Source organism: Streptomyces sp. NPDC101160 (genome assembly GCF_044768205.1).
GTDB lineage: Bacteria > Actinomycetota > Actinomycetes > Streptomycetales > Streptomycetaceae > Streptomyces.
In genome coordinates, this window is sequence record NZ_JBIWPJ010000009.1 from 191,354 (window position 1) to 207,558 (window position 16,205).

Annotated in this window: 11 protein-coding genes; 7 read left to right on the top strand and 4 right to left on the bottom strand. The window is 73.0% G+C overall.

The window, feature by feature from the left end; all coding sequences use genetic code 11:
• Positions 1–4: 4 nt before the first annotated feature.
• Positions 5–2,605 (top strand): ATP-dependent helicase HrpB, encoded by a 2,601-nt coding sequence (gene hrpB, locus ACIRSU_RS28750; protein ID WP_403797998.1) that lies wholly within the window; start codon positions 5–7, stop codon positions 2,603–2,605.
• Here the strand turns inward: hrpB and ACIRSU_RS28755 are convergent.
• From ACIRSU_RS28755 to ACIRSU_RS28765, 3 genes are all read right to left on the bottom strand, one after another.
• Positions 2,589–3,581 carry a DUF3068 domain-containing protein gene (locus ACIRSU_RS28755; protein WP_403798000.1) on the bottom strand — a complete coding sequence of 331 codons (993 nt, stop codon included), beginning with the start codon at positions 3,579–3,581 and terminating at the stop codon, positions 2,589–2,591. The two genes, hrpB and ACIRSU_RS28755, sit on opposite strands and share 17 nt — an antisense overlap.
• Before the next feature lie 9 nt (positions 3,582–3,590).
• Positions 3,591–3,731, bottom strand: coding sequence for an SPW_0924 family protein (locus tag ACIRSU_RS28760; RefSeq protein WP_403798003.1), 141 nt, complete (start codon positions 3,729–3,731; stop codon positions 3,591–3,593).
• A 219-nt stretch (positions 3,732–3,950) separates the two neighbouring features.
• Positions 3,951–5,729, bottom strand: coding sequence for a lytic murein transglycosylase (locus tag ACIRSU_RS28765; RefSeq protein WP_403798006.1), 1,779 nt, complete (start codon positions 5,727–5,729; stop codon positions 3,951–3,953).
• 204 nt (positions 5,730–5,933) lie between these two features.
• Here ACIRSU_RS28765 and ACIRSU_RS28770 point away from each other — a divergent pair, with 204 nt between their 5' ends.
• Positions 5,934–6,815, top strand: a complete 882-nt coding sequence (locus ACIRSU_RS28770) for a DUF4184 family protein (RefSeq protein ID WP_403798008.1) — start codon at positions 5,934–5,936, stop codon at positions 6,813–6,815.
• Positions 6,816–7,125: 310 nt separating this feature from the next.
• Here the strand turns inward: ACIRSU_RS28770 and polA are convergent, their stop codons facing one another.
• Complete coding sequence (polA, locus tag ACIRSU_RS28775; protein WP_403798010.1) at positions 7,126–9,846, bottom strand: DNA polymerase I; 2,721 nt, start codon at positions 9,844–9,846, stop codon at positions 7,126–7,128.
• 140 nt (positions 9,847–9,986) lie between these two features.
• Between polA and ACIRSU_RS28780 the strand changes: the two genes are divergently transcribed.
• The 5 genes from ACIRSU_RS28780 to ACIRSU_RS28800 all read left to right on the top strand — a co-directional run bounded on the left by ACIRSU_RS28780 (position 9,987) and on the right by ACIRSU_RS28800 (position 15,841).
• Positions 9,987–12,272: an FdhF/YdeP family oxidoreductase gene (locus ACIRSU_RS28780; RefSeq protein WP_403798013.1), complete on the top strand. Its 2,286-nt coding sequence runs from the start codon at positions 9,987–9,989 to the stop codon at positions 12,270–12,272.
• Between the two features lie 280 nt (positions 12,273–12,552).
• Entirely contained in the window at positions 12,553–13,587 is a 1,035-nt protein-coding gene (locus tag ACIRSU_RS28785; RefSeq protein ID WP_403798016.1) for a hypothetical protein, read from the top strand.
• Between the two features lie 97 nt (positions 13,588–13,684).
• Entirely contained in the window at positions 13,685–14,194 is a 510-nt protein-coding gene (locus ACIRSU_RS28790; RefSeq protein WP_403798019.1) for a PaaI family thioesterase, read from the top strand.
• 274 nt (positions 14,195–14,468) lie between these two features.
• On the top strand, positions 14,469–15,353 hold the full coding sequence (locus tag ACIRSU_RS28795; RefSeq protein ID WP_403798021.1) for a trypsin-like serine protease: 885 nt from the start codon (positions 14,469–14,471) through the stop codon (positions 15,351–15,353).
• Positions 15,350–15,841, top strand: a complete 492-nt coding sequence (locus ACIRSU_RS28800) for a hypothetical protein (protein ID WP_403798023.1) — start codon at positions 15,350–15,352, stop codon at positions 15,839–15,841. The genes ACIRSU_RS28795 and ACIRSU_RS28800 overlap by 4 nt, the downstream gene beginning before the upstream one ends.
• Positions 15,842–16,205 lie beyond the last annotated feature (364 nt).

Consider the following 16,205-nt stretch of genomic DNA (forward strand, 5'->3'; position numbering starts at 1 on the left):
CCGTGTGATCCGAAACGACGCACTCGACCGTCTTCCCGTCCGCCATGCCGTCCCCGAGCTGCTGACCGCGCTCGAGGAGCGCGGCACGGCGGTGCTGCACGCCCCGCCCGGGACCGGCAAGACCACGCTGGTCCCGCTGGCCCTCGCGGGTCTTATAGGAGACGGGCCGGCGCGCCGGGTGCTGGTCGCGGAGCCGCGCCGGATGGCGGTGCGGGCCGCGGCCCGGCGGATGGCGTGGCTGCTGGGCGAGGAGGTCGGCGGAGCCGTCGGCTTCTCCGTGCGCGGGGAACGGCGGGCCGGGCCCGCGACCCGGGTCGAGGTGGTGACCACGGGCGTGCTGCTCCAGCGGCTCCAGCGCGATCCGGAGCTGGCCGGCGTGGACGTGGTGCTGCTCGACGAGTGCCATGAGCGGCATCTGGACGCGGACACGGCGCTGGCGTTCCTCGTGGACGTGCGCGCGACCCTGCGGCCCGAGCTGAAGCTGATCGCCGCGTCGGCGACGAGCGACGCGAAGGCATGGGCGGATCTGCTGACGGTGCTGGACGGCACCGGCCCGGCGCCGGTCGTGCGGGCCGAGGGAAGGATCCACGGCTCGGCGATCCACTTCGCGCCGCCGCCGGCCGGGGTGCGGCCCGCGCACGGCACCTGGGTGGATCCCGCGCTGCTCCGCCATGTCGCCGCGACGGTCCGGGAGGCCCTGGAGCGGCACGAGGGCGACGTGCTCTGCTTCCTGCCCGGGACGGGCGAGATCGCCCGGACGGCGGGGCTGCTCGCCGATGTGGACGCCGAGGTGCTCCAGCTGCACGGGCGGGCGCCGGCGGCGGTGCAGGACGCGGTGCTGCGGGGCGCCGGGCCGGGCGCCCGGCGACGGGTGGTCCTGGCGACCTCGGTGGCGGAGTCGAGCCTGACCGTGCCGGGAGTACGGATCGTGGTGGACTCCGGGCTCGCCCGTGAGCCGCGGACGGATCATGCCCGGGGCCTGGGCTCGCTCGCCACGGTGCCGGTGTCAATGGCGGTCGCCACCCAGCGCACGGGCCGGGCGGGGCGCGAGGGCTTCGGAACGGTCTACCGCTGCTGGTCCGCGGCGGAGGACGCGCGGCAGGTGCGCTTCCCCTCCCCCGAGATCAAGGTCGCCGATCTGACCGACTTCGCGCTGCGCGTGGCCTGCTGGGGTGATCCGACGGCCTCGGGGCTCGCCCTCCTGGACGCGCCGCCGGCCGGGGCGATGGCGGCGGCCCGTGCGGTGCTCACGGCGGTGGGCGCCGTGGACGAGGACGGCCGGGCGACGGACCGTGGGGTACGGATGTCCCGGCTCGGCCTGCATCCGCGACTGGCCCGGGCACTGCTCGACGGCGCCGCCGACGTCGGGGTCCGGCGGGCGGCGGAGGTGGTGGCGCTGCTGAGCGAGGAGCCGCCCCGGGAGTACGGGGACGACCTGGCGGCGGCCTGGCGGGAGGCGCGCCGGGGCGGCGACGGGTACGCGGCGCGCTGGCGGGCGGAAGTACGGCGCCTGGAGCGCGCGGCCGGCACCGGACAAGGCGGGACCGGCGACGGGGAAGGCACGGCCGGGGCCAAGGCGGGCGGGGGCGGGGCCGGGCGGGCCGGCGGGGCTTCTGGGGGCTTGGGTGAGGACGCGGTGGCGGGGCTGGTGACGGCGCTCGCGTTTCCCGAGCGGGTGGCGCGGGCGCGGGAGCAGGGCGGCTATCTGATGGCGTCGGGGACGGGGGCGCGGCTCTCGGAGGGCTCGCGGCTCGGGTCCCCGGCGTGGCTCGCGGTCGCGGTGGCGGACCGGACGGCGCAGAGCGCGACCGCCCGGGTGCGGCTCGCGGCCGTGGTGGACGAGGAGGTGGCGCGGCGAGCGGCGGGGCATCTGCTGCGGGCGGGCGAGGAGGTCCACTGGGAGGACGGGGGCGTGGTGGCCCGGTCGGTGGAGCGGCTGGGGGCGGTGGAGCTGACGGTCCGTCCGCTGCGGGAGGCCGGTCCCGGCCTGGTGCGGGAGGCGCTGCTCGACGGCCTGCGCCGGGAGGGCACGGCGCTGCTGCGGTGGGGCCGGGAGGGGGCGGAGCTGCGGCAGCGACTGGCCTTTCTGCACCGGGAGCTCGGCGAGCCGTGGCCGGACGTGGCGGAGGAGGCGCTGCTGGCCCGGGCCGGGGAGTGGCTGGAGCCGGAGCTGTCCCGGGCGCGGCGGCGGGCGGATCTGGGCCGGATCGACGCCGGGGAGGGCCTGCGCCGGCTGCTGCCGTGGGCGTCGGGCGAGGCGGGGCGGCTCGACGAGCTGGCGCCGGAGCGGATCGAGGTGCCGAGCGGTTCGCGGATACGGGTGGACTACGGCGGGGAGCGGCCGGTGCTCGCGGTGAAGCTGCAGGAGATGTTCGGGCTCGCCGAGACGCCGCGGGTGGCGGGGGTGCCGGTCGTGGTGCATCTGCTCTCCCCCGCCGGGCGGCCGGCGGCGGTGACCTCGGATCTGGCCTCGTTCTGGCGGGACGGCTATCGCGGGGTGCGGGCGGAACTGCGGGGCCGCTATCCGAAGCACCCGTGGCCGGAGGACCCCTCGGTGGCGGAGGCCACCCGGCACACCAGCGCCCGGCTCAGACGGGAGCGGTGACCAGGGTCGGCTCGGGGTCGGCGTCCGGGGCCCGTCCGCCGCGGGAGCGGGCTTCGAGCCAGAGGGAGAGGGCGAGCAGGAGGAGGGCGAGGACGGTGAAGGTCCAGGGCAGATAGGAGACGAGCAGGAGCACCATGAGCCGGTTGGACTTGACCAGGTCGACGACGCTGGTGATGTAGTCCTCGCGCATCTTCACGTGGCCCGCGAAGACGGTGATCGTGTCCTGGCCCATCAGGGCGCGGGCGTTGCGGAGCTCCTCCTTGTGGATCTCCTCGCCGTTGACGGGGGCGCCGGTGACGGGGTCGACCCAGAACATGCGCTTGGTGCTGTACCAGCGGGTGAGGCCGGTCTTGGCGAGGACATCGGGGGTGATGCCCTTGACGGGCATCGTCTTGGGCATGGGGACCTCGGTCCAGGGGATGGTCTGCTCGAAGTAGTAGACGTCCAGGCCGCGGAAGGTGCGGGTGCCCTTGTAGTGGATGGGGGCCGAGGTGCGGGTCTGGGCGTCGAAGTACTGGTAGTCCCGCTTCTCGGTGAGGAAGGGCCACTTGAACTCGATGCCCTCGCGGCGGACCGGGTCGCCGTCGACCATCTCGCCGGTGGCGTGGACGGGGTCCTGGGTGTGGGCGTCGAAGATGTAGCGCTCGGGGATCTTGGAGACCATCTTGCCGTCGGGGCCGGTCACATAGGAGAGCGAGTCCCAGACGACGACGTCGCGGCCGGCGTCTCGCTCGATCTTCCTGGACTCCTCCACGTTGCCCTTGAGGGTCTGGATGATCGTGATCTTGTCGACCTTCTCGGACTTGAGGGTCGAGTAGTTGAGCAGGGTGGCGGGCTTCGCCTCCAGGACGGTCACCTGGTACTGGTTCGGCGGGATCTTCGCCAGGCGCGGGAAGGCGTACCAGCGCAGGGTGGGGGCCATGGCGGCGAAGAAGACGGCGAGGGCGAGGAGGACGAGGCTGGCTCGGCGGCGCACGGGTGCCCCCTACTTCCGGGGGCCGGGGTCGGCGGTCAGCAGGGGCTGGGGCGAGGTGGGCCCGTCGGGCGGCAGATCGACGAAGGAGACGAGCAGGATGAACAGGAGGACGGGGACGAGTCCGATGGCGGCGGCAGCTAGGGCGCGCAAGGTCGGCCTCCCGGTGCTCGATCTGATACATCGTCAGGACGGGGGCACCGTAGCAACGCGGCCGTGAGATGAGAACAGGTCGCACCCAGAACGCACTTCGGGCCAGGGCGCGCACAAGGCACCGCCCCCGTGTCCGGCGAAGACACGGGGGCGGCGAGCAGCGGCGTACGCCGGGCACCGGACGTCAGGCGTCGGACGTCAGGCGTCAGGCGTCGGGTCTCAGGCGCTGGGCTTGGTCTCCGGGGTACCCGTCGACGACGGCTCCGACGGCGTGGTCGACCCGGAGGGGGTCGGCGTGGGAGTCGGCGTCGTGGGGGTCGGGGTCGGCGTCGGATCGGGGGCCGGGGCGGTGACCTTGAGCTGGACGGTCAGCGTGCCGCCGCCGGGGGCGGTCAGCTTCAGCGTGAAGGTGCCGGCCTGGTCGCCCGCGAAGATCTCCGGGAGCTTCAGGACACCGTCGGCGCCCGTCTTCAGACCGGTGAGGGTGCGGACGGCGGTGCCGTCGGCGGCCTTGAAGAAGGGGCCGTCGGTGGCGGGCTTCGGGTCGTCCGCCGAGGTGACGAAGGTGGCGGTGACGGCGACACCGGAGGCGATCGCGCCGCCGTCGGTGGCCTTGACCCGCACCTCGTCGGCGAACGAGCCGCCGGTGGTGGCCGTCAGGTCCTTCTCGTCGAGGCGGGCGAGGGCGTCGGCGCGGCGCTCGGTGACGGTCGCCTTGAACGAGAGGGCGTTCAGGCTGCGGCCGACGACGGTGGCGCTGATGGTGAAGTCACCGGTTCGCTCCCCGGCCTTGAGGTTCGGGGCGACGGCCTTGCCGCTGCTGCCGGTGACGGCGGTGATCTCGCGGACGCCGCCGAGGGCGAAGCGGGTGTCGGTGCCGTCGCCGATCCGGAAGCGGACCTTGACGCCGGCCACCGGCTTGCCCGCGGTGTCGAGCGCCAGGACGGCCGGGCGGGTGGTGAAGGTGGTGCCCGCGGTGGCGTCGAGGGAGCCGGAGGAGGCGTTCTTGAGCCGTACCACCGTGAGCGCCGGGTCGGTCTTCGGCGGCGTGGGCGGCTTCGGGGTGACGGGCTTCGACGGCTTCGGCTTCGGAGCGGGCGGCGTGACCGGAGGCGTCGGGACGGTACGGCCGGGCGTGCCGCCCCGGCCCAGGTCGTCGCTGCGGTGGACGGGGAGGACGCCGGTGCCGTCGGGCACCTGGTGCGAACCGCGCTTGTAGTACTCGAACCAGGAGAGCACCGTGTTCAGGTACTCGGTCGAGTGGTTGTAGCTGAGGACGGCCTGGTCCAGGTCGGCCTTGAGCGCGAGGTTGCGGTCGTTCGCGCACAGGTAGAGGCCGGCGGCCTGGGCCGCGTCGTAGATGTTGCTCGGGTCCTTCTTCCCGTCGCCGTTGGCGTCCTGACCCCAGGTGGCCCAGGTCGACGGGATGAACTGCATCGGGCCGATCGCCCGGTCGTGGACCCGGTCGCCGTCGTAGGCGCCGTTGTCGGTGTCCGAGATGTTGGCGAAACCGACGCCGTTGAGGACGGGGCCGAGGATCGGCGAGAGGGTGGTGCCGTTGGCGTCGACCCTGCCGCCGCGGGCCTGCCCGGACTCGACCTTGCCGATGCCGGCGAGGAGCTGCCAGGGCAGGTTGCAGCCCGGGTCGGTGGAACGTATGGACTGCTCGGCGCGCTGGTAGGCGGCGAGGACGCTCGCGGGGATGCCGGCCTCGGCGGGGCCGGTGACGACCGGCACGTTGGCGGTGGGCGCGCCCGGCTTGTTGGGCGTGTTCAGCGGCGGCAGGTCGGTGAAGTACTGCGTGTCGCCGGAGGCCGAGCCGCCGTTCGGGGGCGTGGTCGCGTCGCCCGCGCCGATCGGCGTGTCACCGCTCGCGTTGTCGGCGGGCGGCGGCGGGGTTCCCGGAGCCTGCGACGCGGCGAGCGCGGCGACGGTCGCGGCGACGATCGCACCGCTGGTGGCTCCCCTGCGCAGCCGGCGGCCCAAGTGCGCTGCCATGTGTGTGGTCCCTCCCCGTGTCCCGCTTCCGCGCTCCCCGCGCGGGTCCGACCCGCCGACCCTATGCCAACTCCGGGCACGCCGATACCGGGCCCTGACCGTGTTTCACGGTTTCGTCACCACTTGGCCGTCCGTGCTTTCGCCCACGATCGGTGATCAATACTGGGGGCGCACCGGACGAGGACAGGCTCCAGGGGGGTTTCCGTGCCGTTCACGCTCAGCCATGCCGCCGCGGTACTGCCGGGCATCCGCCGCGGTGGCAGAGCGCGGGGGCCCCTGGTGGCCTCGGCGCTCGTTGCCGGTTCCTTCTCGCCCGACATGACGTATTTCGCGGCGAGTGCGGTGCCCGACGCGATGTTCTTCGGGGACGTCACGCACTCCCCGCTCGGCGTCGTCACCGTCGACGTGCTCATCACCGCGGTGCTGGTCGCGCTGTGGCTGATGGTGCGTGAGCCGCTGGTGGCGCTTCTGCCGCGGGGGCTGCGGGGGCGGGTGTACGAGGCGGTCCGCGGCCGGCCGTGGCGGGAGCGGCGGCCGGCGGCGCTGGCCGGCTGGTTCGTCGTCTCGGCGGTGATCGGGGCGGCCACCCATGTGGTCTGGGACGCGTTCACCCACTTCGACCGGTGGGGCACCCGGCTGATCCCGGTGCTCGGCGAGGTGGTGGCGGGCTTCCCCCTCTATCTGTACACGCAGTACGGGAGTTCGGCGCTGGCCCTCGTCGCGCTGGCCTGGTTCACCGTACGGGCGCTGCGCGCCGTGCCCGCGGACACGGCGCTGCCGGCGGGGGTGCCGGTGCCGCAACGGCGTGGGCTGCTGCTCGCGGTGGCGGTGATCGGGGCGTGTGCGGTGGCGGGGGCGGTGCACCGGATGGTGCGGTGGTACGCGTACTGGGGGCGGATCGAGACGCCGCTCGACATCATTCCGACGCTTTGTTTCGGGGCGGGGGCGGGGCTGTTCGTCGGGGTGGTGGTGTACGGGGCGGGGGTGCGGGTTGGGGCGTTGCGGGCGCGGTCGGGGGCGCGCCGGACGGCGGACCGCCGGGACGGCGCGGTGGCGGAGCCTGCGCCGGAGCGCGGCCGCTCGTAGCCGCGGACATGGCCCCCCACCCCGTGACGCGCCACGCCCCGGCAGCCCACGCCGATTGAGGTCGCAGCGCCCTCGTGGTGGACGCAGGCGCAGAAGCGGAACGCGCCCGCAAGGGCGCCGTCCCGTGTGCCCACCCGTCCCTCCCCCCTAGGGCTTCGCCCTGGGGGGACCCCCAGCGGGACGATTGCCCACACGGGAGGGCGGGGGTGGGCATCGCACATCGCGGCGCAGCCCGCACGGGCTGGGGTAGAGCGGGGCCGCCCCCGCGGGGCACAGCCACACGGGGGGGGCGGCCCCGCTCCCCCTGCGCTCAGTGCGCTGCCGAGTCCCAGTCGCGGCCTACGCCTACCGAGACGTCCAGGGGTGCGCGCAGTTGGACCGCGTTCGCCATCTGTTCGCGGACCAGGGTCTCCACCTGGTCGCGCTCGCCCGGGGCCAGTTCCAGGACGATTTCGTCGTGGACCTGGAGGAGCATGCGGGAGGCGAGGCCGGCGGTGGTGAGGGCGCGGTCGACGTTGAGCATGGCGACCTTGACGATGTCGGCGGCGGTGCCCTGGATGGGGGCGTTGAGGGCCATGCGCTCGGCGGCCTCGCGACGCTGGCGGTTGTCGCTGTTGAGGTCCGGGAGGTAACGGCGGCGGCCGAGCATGGTCTCGGTGTAGCCGGTCGCCCGGGCCTCGTCGACGACGCGGCGCAGGTAGTCGCGGACGCCGCCGAAGCGCTCGAAGTAGGTGTCCATCAGGCCGCGCGCCTCGGCGGGGTCGATGCCGAGCTGCTGGGAGAGGCCGAAGGCGGAGAGCCCGTACGCGAGGCCGTACGACATGGCCTTGATCTTGCGGCGCATCTCGGCGTCGACGGCGCTCCGCTCGACGCCGAAGACCTGGGAGGCGACGGTGGTGTGCAGGTCCTCGCCGGAGGTGAAGGCCTCGATGAGGCCCTCGTCCTCGGAGAGGTGGGCCATGACGCGCAGCTCGATCTGGCTGTAGTCCGCGGTCATGAGGGCCTCGAAGCCCTCGCCGACGACGAAGCCGTGCCGGATCGCGCGGCCCTCGTCCGTCCGCACCGGCACGTTCTGCAGGTTCGGGTCGGTGGAGGAGAGGCGGCCGGTGGCGGCGACGGTCTGGCTGAAGGTGGTGTGGATGCGGCCGTCGGCGGCGACGGTCTTGATCAGACCCTCGACCGTTGAGCGGAGCCGGGCCTGCTCGCGGTGGCGGAGCATGATGACCGGGAGCTCGTGCTCGGTCTGGCCGGCGAGCCAGGCGAGAGCGTCGGCGTCCGTGGTGTAGCCGGTCTTGGTCTTCTTGGTCTTGGGCAGGTTGAGCTCGCCGAAGAAGACCTCCTGGAGCTGCTTGGGCGAGCCCAGGTTGAACTCGTGGCCGACGGAGGCGTGGGCCTCCTTGACGGCCTGCTCCACGGCGCCGGCGAACTGCTGCTCCAGGGCCTCCAGGTGGTCGCGGTCGGCGGCGATGCCGTGCCGCTCCAGGCGGGCGAGGAGGACGGAGGTGGGCAGCTCGACGTCGTGGAGCAGCTCCTTGGCGCCGACCTCGGCGAGCTTCTCGTCGAAGGCGGTGCCGAGGTCGAGGACGGCCCGGGCCTGGCTCATCAGGGCCTCGGCCTCGGCGGTGTCGTCGGCGCCGAAGGCGAGCTGGCCGTCGGCGGGCGCGGCGGGGGCGAGCTCGCGGCCGAGGTATTCCAGGGAGAGCGCGTCGAGGGCGAAGGAGCGGCGGCCGGGCTTGACCAGGTAGGCGGCGAGCGCGGTGTCCATGGTGACGCCGGCGACGCTCCAGCCGTGCTCGGGGAAGACCCGCATGGCGCCCTTGGCGTTGTGCATCACCTTGGGTCGCTCGGGGTCGGCGATCCAGGCGGCCCACGCCTGCTCGTCGGCCTCGTCGAGCTCGCTCGGGTCGAACCAGGCGGCCGCTCCCTCGCCCGACGCGAGGGCGATCTCGGTGACGTTGCCGGTGCCGAGCGCCCAGCTGTCGACGGTGGCGATGCCGAGCGGCTGCCCGGCGTGCTCGGCGAGCCAGCCGGCGAGCTCGCCGGAGCCGAGGACGGTGAAGTCGAGCGCGACGCCGGGGGCCGGGGCGGGGGCGGTCTCCTCGGCGGCGCCGGGGTCGACAGCGAGGAGGCGCTCGCGCAGCGAGGGGTTGCGGATCTCCAGGGTGTCGAGGAGGAGGGCGAGGGCCTTGCGGTCGTACGGCTCGCGGGCGAGGTCCGGGACGGCCTTGGGCAGCTCGACGTCGCGGACCATCTCGGTGAGGCGGCGGTTGAGCTTCACCGACTCCAGATGGTCACGGAGGTTCTGGCCCGCCTTGCCCTTGACTTCCTCGGCGCGCTCCACCAGCTCGGCGAAGGAGCCGAACTGGTTGATCCACTTCGCGGCGGTCTTCTCGCCGACGCCGGGGATGCCGGGCAGGTTGTCCGACGGGTCGCCGCGCAGGGCCGCGAAGTCGGGGTACTGCGAGGGCGAGAGCCCGTACTTCTCCTGGACCTTCTCCGGGGTGAAGCGGGTCAGCTCGGAGACGCCCTTGGTGGGGTAGAGCACGGTGGTGCGGTCGGTGACCAGCTGGAAGGAGTCGCGGTCGCCGGTGACGATCAGTACGTCGAAGCCCTCGGCCTCGGCCTGGGTGGCGAGGGTGGCGATGACGTCGTCCGCCTCGAAGCCGTCGACGGCGAAGCGCGGGGCGTTCATGGCGTCGAGCAGCTCGCCGATGAGCTCGACCTGGCCCTTGAACTCGTCGGGCGTCTTGGAGCGGGTCGCCTTGTACTCGGGGAACTCCTCGGAGCGCCAGGTCTTGCGGGACACGTCGAACGCGACGGCGAAGTGCGTGGGCGCCTCGTCGCGGAGCGTGTTCGCCAGCATCGACGCGAATCCGTAGATCGCGTTCGTCGGCTGCCCGGTCGCGGTGGTGAAGTTCTCCGCGGGCAGTGCGAAGAACGCCCGGTACGCCAGGGAGTGCCCGTCCATGAGGAGCAGGCGCGGACGGTTCTCTTCGGTCATATCGGTCTTCTTCGCTGCTGTCTCGGCCACGGAACGATCCTGCCACGCGCCACTGACATTCCCGTCCACCCTCCGGCCGCGGGAGGCCGGGGACCGCCCGTGGTCCGTTGTCGGTGGCGCGTGACAGGATCGGAGTCGTACGACACAGGTTCCGCTCAAGGGAGAGCGTGATGGTCAGCAAGCCGCCCGTCGGCGACCCGGTCCAGGACGCACCGCGGGTCGAGGCGCCGCAGCACGCCGCCGCCGGCCTGCCGGCCGTCGCGCACACGCTGAGGATCGCCCAGGCGCAGATGGGTGTGCGGCGCACGGCGCAGACCCTGCTCAAGGTCAACCAGAAGGACGGCTTCGACTGTCCCGGCTGTGCCTGGCCCGAGGAGGACAAGCGGCATGTGGCCGAGTTCTGCGAGAACGGGGCGAAGGCCGTCGCCGAGGAGGCGACGCTGCGCCGGGTGACGCCGGAGTTCTTCGCCGCGCACCCGGTCGCGGACCTGGCGACCCGCAGTGGGTACTGGCTGGGGCAGCAGGGCCGGATCACCGAGCCGATGTATCTGCCCGAGGGCGCCGACCGCTACGAGGCGGTCTCCTGGGAGCGGGCGTTCGCGATCATCGCGGAGGAGCTGACCGCGCTCGGCTCCCCCGACGAGGCGCTGTTCTACACCTCGGGCCGGACCAGCAACGAGGCCGCGTTCCTGCTGCAGCTCTTCGCCCGCGAGTTCGGTACGAACAACCTGCCGGACTGCTCCAACATGTGCCACGAGTCCTCGGGCTCGGCGCTGAACGAGACGATCGGCATCGGCAAGGGCAGCGTCTCCCTGGAGGACCTGCACCGGGCGGACCTGATCGTCGTCGCCGGACAGAATCCGGGCACGAACCATCCGCGGATGCTGTCGGCCCTGGAGAAGGCGAAGGCCGCGGGCGCGCGGATCATCTCGGTGAACCCGCTGCCGGAGGCGGGTCTGGAGCGGTTCAAGAACCCGCAGACGCCGCAGGGCATGCTCAGGGGCGCCGCGCTCACCGATCTCTTCCTGCAGATCCGCATCGGCGGCGACCAGGCACTGTTCCGGCTGCTCAACAAGCTGGTCCTGGAGACCCCGGGCGCCGTGGACGAGGAGTTCGTCGCCGCGCACACCCACGGGTACGAGGAGTTCGCGGCGGCCGCCAAGGAGGCCGACTGGGACGAGACGCTCGCCGCGACCGGTCTGTCCCGGGCGGAGATCGAGCGGGCCCTGGAGATGGTGCTCGCCTCCGAGCGGACGATCGTCTGCTGGGCGATGGGCCTGACCCAGCACAAGCACTCGGTGCCGACCATCCGCGAGGTGGTCAACTTCCTGCTGCTGCGCGGCAACATCGGCCGGCCGGGCGCCGGGGTGTGCCCGGTGCGCGGTCACTCCAACGTGCAGGGCGACCGCACGATGGGGATCTTCGAGCGGCCGTCGGCGGCCTTCCTGGACGCCCTGGACAAGGAGTTCGGGATCGTCTCGCCGCGCCACCACGGCTTCGACGTGGTGCGCTCGATCGAGGCGCTGCGGGACGGCGAGGCGAAGGTGTTCTTCGCGATGGGCGGCAACTTCGTCGGCGCGACCCCGGACACGGAGGTCACCGAGGCGGCGATGCGCAACGCGCGGCTGACGGTGCACGTGTCGACGAAGCTGAACCGCTCGCACGCGGTCACGGGCACGCGCGCGCTGATCCTGCCGACGCTGGGCCGCACGGACAGGGACGTGCAGAAGTCGGGCAAGCAGGTGGTGACGGTCGAGGACTCGATGGGCCTGGTGCACGCCTCGCGCGGCAACCTGCCGCCGGCGAGCCCGCAGCTGCTGTCCGAGCCGGCGATCGTGGCGCGGATGGCGCGGGCGGTGCTCGGCACGGCCTCGGCGACGCCGTGGGAGGCGTTCGAGGCGGACTACGCGGTGATCCGCGACCGCATCGCGCGCGTGATCCCCGGCTTCGAGGACTTCAACGCGCGCCTGAAGGCGAACCCGGGCGGCTTCGCGCTGCCGCACGCCCCGCGCGACGAGCGCCGCTTCCCGACGGCCACCGGCAAGGCGAACTTCACGGCGGCGCCGGTCGAGTACCCGAAGGTCCCGGAGGGCAGGCTGCTGCTGCAGACGCTGCGCTCGCACGATCAGTACAACACCACGATCTACGGTCTGGACGACCGCTACCGGGGCATCACGGGCGGCCGCCGGGTGGTCATGATCCACCCCGAGGACGCGGCGGCGCTGGGCTTCGCGGACGGCTCGTACGCGGATCTGGTCAGCGAGTGGACCGACGGCAGCGAGCGGCGGGCGCCCGGCTTCCGGGTGGTGCACTACCCGACGGCCCGCGGCTGCGCGGCGGCGTACTACCCGGAGACGAACGTGCTGGTGCCGCTGGAGTCGACCGCCGACATCAGCAACACCCCCGCCAGCAAGTCCGTGATCGTGCGTCTGGTTCCGCGGGCGGCGACCGACTGATCACCGGTGGGCTGTCAGGACAGTGGCCGGTTCTGCACTGCCCGGGCGGCCCTGGAGGTTTGTACCCTCCACTCCCACACTGCGGCGGCCGGCCGCCGCCCGAACCCGCACGGGGGATCCGTTGTCGACACCACTCCCCGGCGGGCCGCCGCCGGAGCAGAACCCGCCTGCTCCGCCCGCTCCGTCGACCGCTCCGGCTCCACCGGCCCCTGCGCCCCCTCCGGCCCCTCCGGCTCCACGGAACCCACCACCGCCCACGACTCCTCCCCCGTCGGCGCCCATGGACGGACCACCCGCCACCCCGGACCCGGCGCAGGCACCCGCGCAGCAGCCGGAACCCAGGGGCCCCTCCCTGAGCGATCTCGCGCTGGAGCGGGTCGCGCCCGGCGCCCAGGTGCCGCCCTCCCGCAGGACCCGCGTCCTGGTGCGCGGCCTGCTGGTGATCGCCGCGGGGCTGCTCGCCACCGCTGTCCTCGGGCAGGCCGTCACCTATGTCTACGACACCCTGTTCGCGGGCTCCCGAGTGCGGGCCGAGGACGACGCCCAGAAGCAGCTCGACCACGAGGAGTCCCCCTTCACCGCGGCGACCGACCCGGATCTCTCCGCTCTTGACGAAGACGGCTGGACGATCGTCCTCGACCGGCCGCTCACCGCGCGGGAGCAGCGCTCCCTGGAGGCCGTGCCGATCGGGCCCACCGGCTACGGGCGGGACGCCTGGCGGATCCTGGGACCGCTCGGCGCGCGGGTCATCGGGTCGACCCCGCACATGGTGGACGCGCCGGTCCCGAACGGCCCGACGACCACCTTCAAGCTGAACCTCTTCAGCGACCGCACCTCCCAGCTCGCCATCACCGACATGCGCGCGGTCAACGTGCGCTGCTCACCGTCGACGGCCCGCTTCGTCCTCCGACACCCGGCCCAGGGCGCGACGCCCTATCCCGGAGTCCTCTTCGATCTCCGCCGCCCGAGTCCCGCTCCGGTCGTCACCGACGAGGGAGACGGGCAGGGGCAGCACTACTTCGACCGGTGGAAAATCGATCTCGGCGGCGGCAGCACCCCCGGCGGTCTGCGGGTGGCGGCCACCGTCGGCGAGAAGAGCTGCTCGTGGGAGATCGCGGCGGCGTACCGGGACGCGGCGGGCACCCGCGGCGAGGTCGTGATCCGGGACGGCGCGGCCCCGTTCCGGGCGGAGGCGGAGCCCGCGGCGCCCGACCAGTACTTCCTGGTGCAGGTCAGTCCGTACCGCCTCACCCCCTGTCACGAGGAGCGGTACGCGGCCGACCGCCTCTGCCGCCTCTTCATGCGGGGCGGCTAGGGCCGGCTCCGGGTCCGTCTGGAAGAATCACAGCTCGCCTAAGCGTTTGCTCAGGTAGATCAGCCGTACGAAGACGAACGGACGAACGGAGCCGACCATGGGTGAGCAGCAGCACGTGAAGTTCCCGCAGGAGGTCATCGACGAGTACGCCTCGCTCGGTGTGGACCTGCCGGCGCTCTTCTCGGCCGGGCACCTGGGCAACCGGATGGGTGTGCAGATCCTGGAGGCGTCGGCCGACCGCGTGGTCGGGACGATGCCGGTGGAGGGCAACACCCAGCCGTACGGGCTGCTGCACGGCGGTGCCTCGGCGGTGCTCGCCGAGACCCTGGGGTCGGTCGGCTCGATGCTGCACGCCGGCGTCACCAAGATCGCCGTGGGCGTGGACCTGAACTGCACGCACCACCGCGGGGTGCGCAGCGGTCTGGTGACGGGTGTGGCGACGCCGGTGCACCAGGGCCGGTCCACCGCCACGTACGACATCGTGATCACCGACGAGCAGGGCAAGCGGGTCTGCTCGGCGCGGCTGACCTGCATGCTCAAGGAGGTCGGCACGAAGGACGCGAACATCCTCCCGGAGGCCGGCCGCCTCGACGGCGCCGGCGCCTGACCCGTAAGGCCCACGCCCGGCCCGTACGCCCACGCCTGACCCGTACGGCCCACGCCCGGCCCGTACGCCCACGCCTGACCCGTACGGCCCACGCCCGACCCGTACGGCCCGGACCGTACGTCACCGAGGCGGGCGACGACCTCATCCGCGGCCCCGGACGGAAGCCCCGTCCGGGGCCGTGGCGTTCTTGAACTCCCTTTTCCCCACGGGCTCTTGTCCGCGCCGGAGGGCAGCGGCTTCACTGGCGGTCCACTCACACACCGAGGGGACTTCCGTGACCGCGATACGCACCACCACCGTGGCGACCGCCGTGACCGCCGCCGTCTGCGCCGCCGTGCTCGCCACCGCGATCCCGTCCGCGGCGATCAACTCGTACAACGCCGCTCCGGCCCCCGAGCGCACCGAGGTGGGCGCCCTGGTGGCGACCTGGGACGACGACGGCGACCCGGGCACCCCGGACCGGGTGGACTGGGTCTGCTCCGGCACCATGATCGACGCGGACACCTTCCTGACCGCCTCGCACTGCACGACCGACTGGCCGGAGAACGTGCGTTTCTACGTCTCCCTCGACCAGGACGTGCAGTCCGGTCTGGACCGGGCCGCCGCCGAGCACCCGGGCGATCCGGCCGCCGTGGCGCGGGCCGTCGCCGTCGAGGGGACCGCGCACAGTCACCCGCTGTACCCGGGCCCGGCGTCCGATCCGCACGACATCTCGGTGATCGAGCTGCCGGCGGCGAAGGTCAAGGAGCGCTGGAGCTTCACGCCCGCGAGCCTGCCGACGGCGGGCGCGCTCGACGCGCTGGGACCGCAGGGGCTGAACGGCACCGGCTTCCTCGTCGCCGGATACGGCACCCAGGAGGCGCTCCGCGGCCCCGGCGGCCAGACCCACCCCGGCGGTGGCGTGCGGATGAAGGCGCCGGTGACGTTCAACGCCCTCAACAACGCCTGGATCCGGCTCGGGATGACGGCGCCGCAGGGCAACGGCGGTGCCTGCTACGGGGATTCGGGCGGCCCGAACTTCGCGACGCTCGACGGCCGGCGCACTCTCGTGGCCACCACGATCACCGGTGACACGCCCTGCTACGCCACCAACGTGGTGTACCGCCTGGACACTCCGGGCGCCCGCGACTTCCTCAAGCCGTACGTCCGCCTGCCGTGATCCGCAGGCCGATCGCCCCGGTCAGGGCCGCTCTCGGCGCGGCCCTGACCGGTTGTGCGCTGGTCCTCTCCGCCGGCTGCGAGCAGGCCCCCAAGTCCCCTTCGCCGCCGCCCAGTTCGTCGGAGGCGACGCAGGCCGGCTCGCCCGTCGACGTGTGCACCAACCTGGTGTCGTACTGGGTGAAGGAGGCCCTCAAGGGCAGCAAGTGGGCCGGGCTCGACTGGGAGCAGAAGGGGATGTCGAACGAGCAGTACGAGATCCATGACGCGGTCCTGGTCGGGGCGCGGGCGGAGGAGGTGCGGGCCGGTCGCGAGGCGGCCTTCGCGTACACGGACCGGGAGACGCGGCGACGCTGTGAGGAGGCGAAGGGGGCGACGGGCAGCTCGGAGAACTGGCGTCCACCGGGTGAACAGAAGACCCTCCCGCGGACTCCGTCCGCGGGTACCACGAGGAATCCGAGCGTCGGTTCCCGGCCATCGCCGACGTAACTCAGCGTGACATTTTCACGTGGTGGGACGCGCTCCGGAACGGAACGTTCCGGTCAGCGTTTCCGTCCGCTGGCACATGAGGCACTGTCCGATAACCGGACACCCTCACCGTGGGTCGGTCAGGACCGTGATCCGCTCAAGCCCCTTAGCGGAACTGCATGTTCTCAGCATGTGAACACCGCACTACCGACCGTTGTGCCCGAGTTTGCCCCTGGCCTGCACACCGTCTCTGCCCGTCGGCATAACAAGACAGTCACATCCTGACGTCCGCGCTCCCAGTCCTTCCCCACCTGCGCCTAGAGTCACGGCCAGTCACCGCGCCGCCGGGCGCTTCCACTGCACGGCCCTGCTCGACCCAGTACGG

Excerpts from the sequence above, each read along its gene's own strand:
- ACIRSU_RS28765 (WP_403798006.1), bottom strand. The coding sequence starts at position 5,729 with ATGGCAGCGCACTTGGGCCGCCGGCTGCGCAGGGGAGCCACCAGCGGT.
- ACIRSU_RS28780 (WP_403798013.1), top strand. The coding sequence starts at position 9,987 with ATGGTCAGCAAGCCGCCCGTCGGCGACCCGGTCCAGGACGCACCGCGG.
- ACIRSU_RS28785 (WP_403798016.1), top strand. The coding sequence starts at position 12,553 with ATGGACGGACCACCCGCCACCCCGGACCCGGCGCAGGCACCCGCGCAG.
- ACIRSU_RS28790 (WP_403798019.1), top strand. The coding sequence starts at position 13,685 with ATGGGTGAGCAGCAGCACGTGAAGTTCCCGCAGGAGGTCATCGACGAG.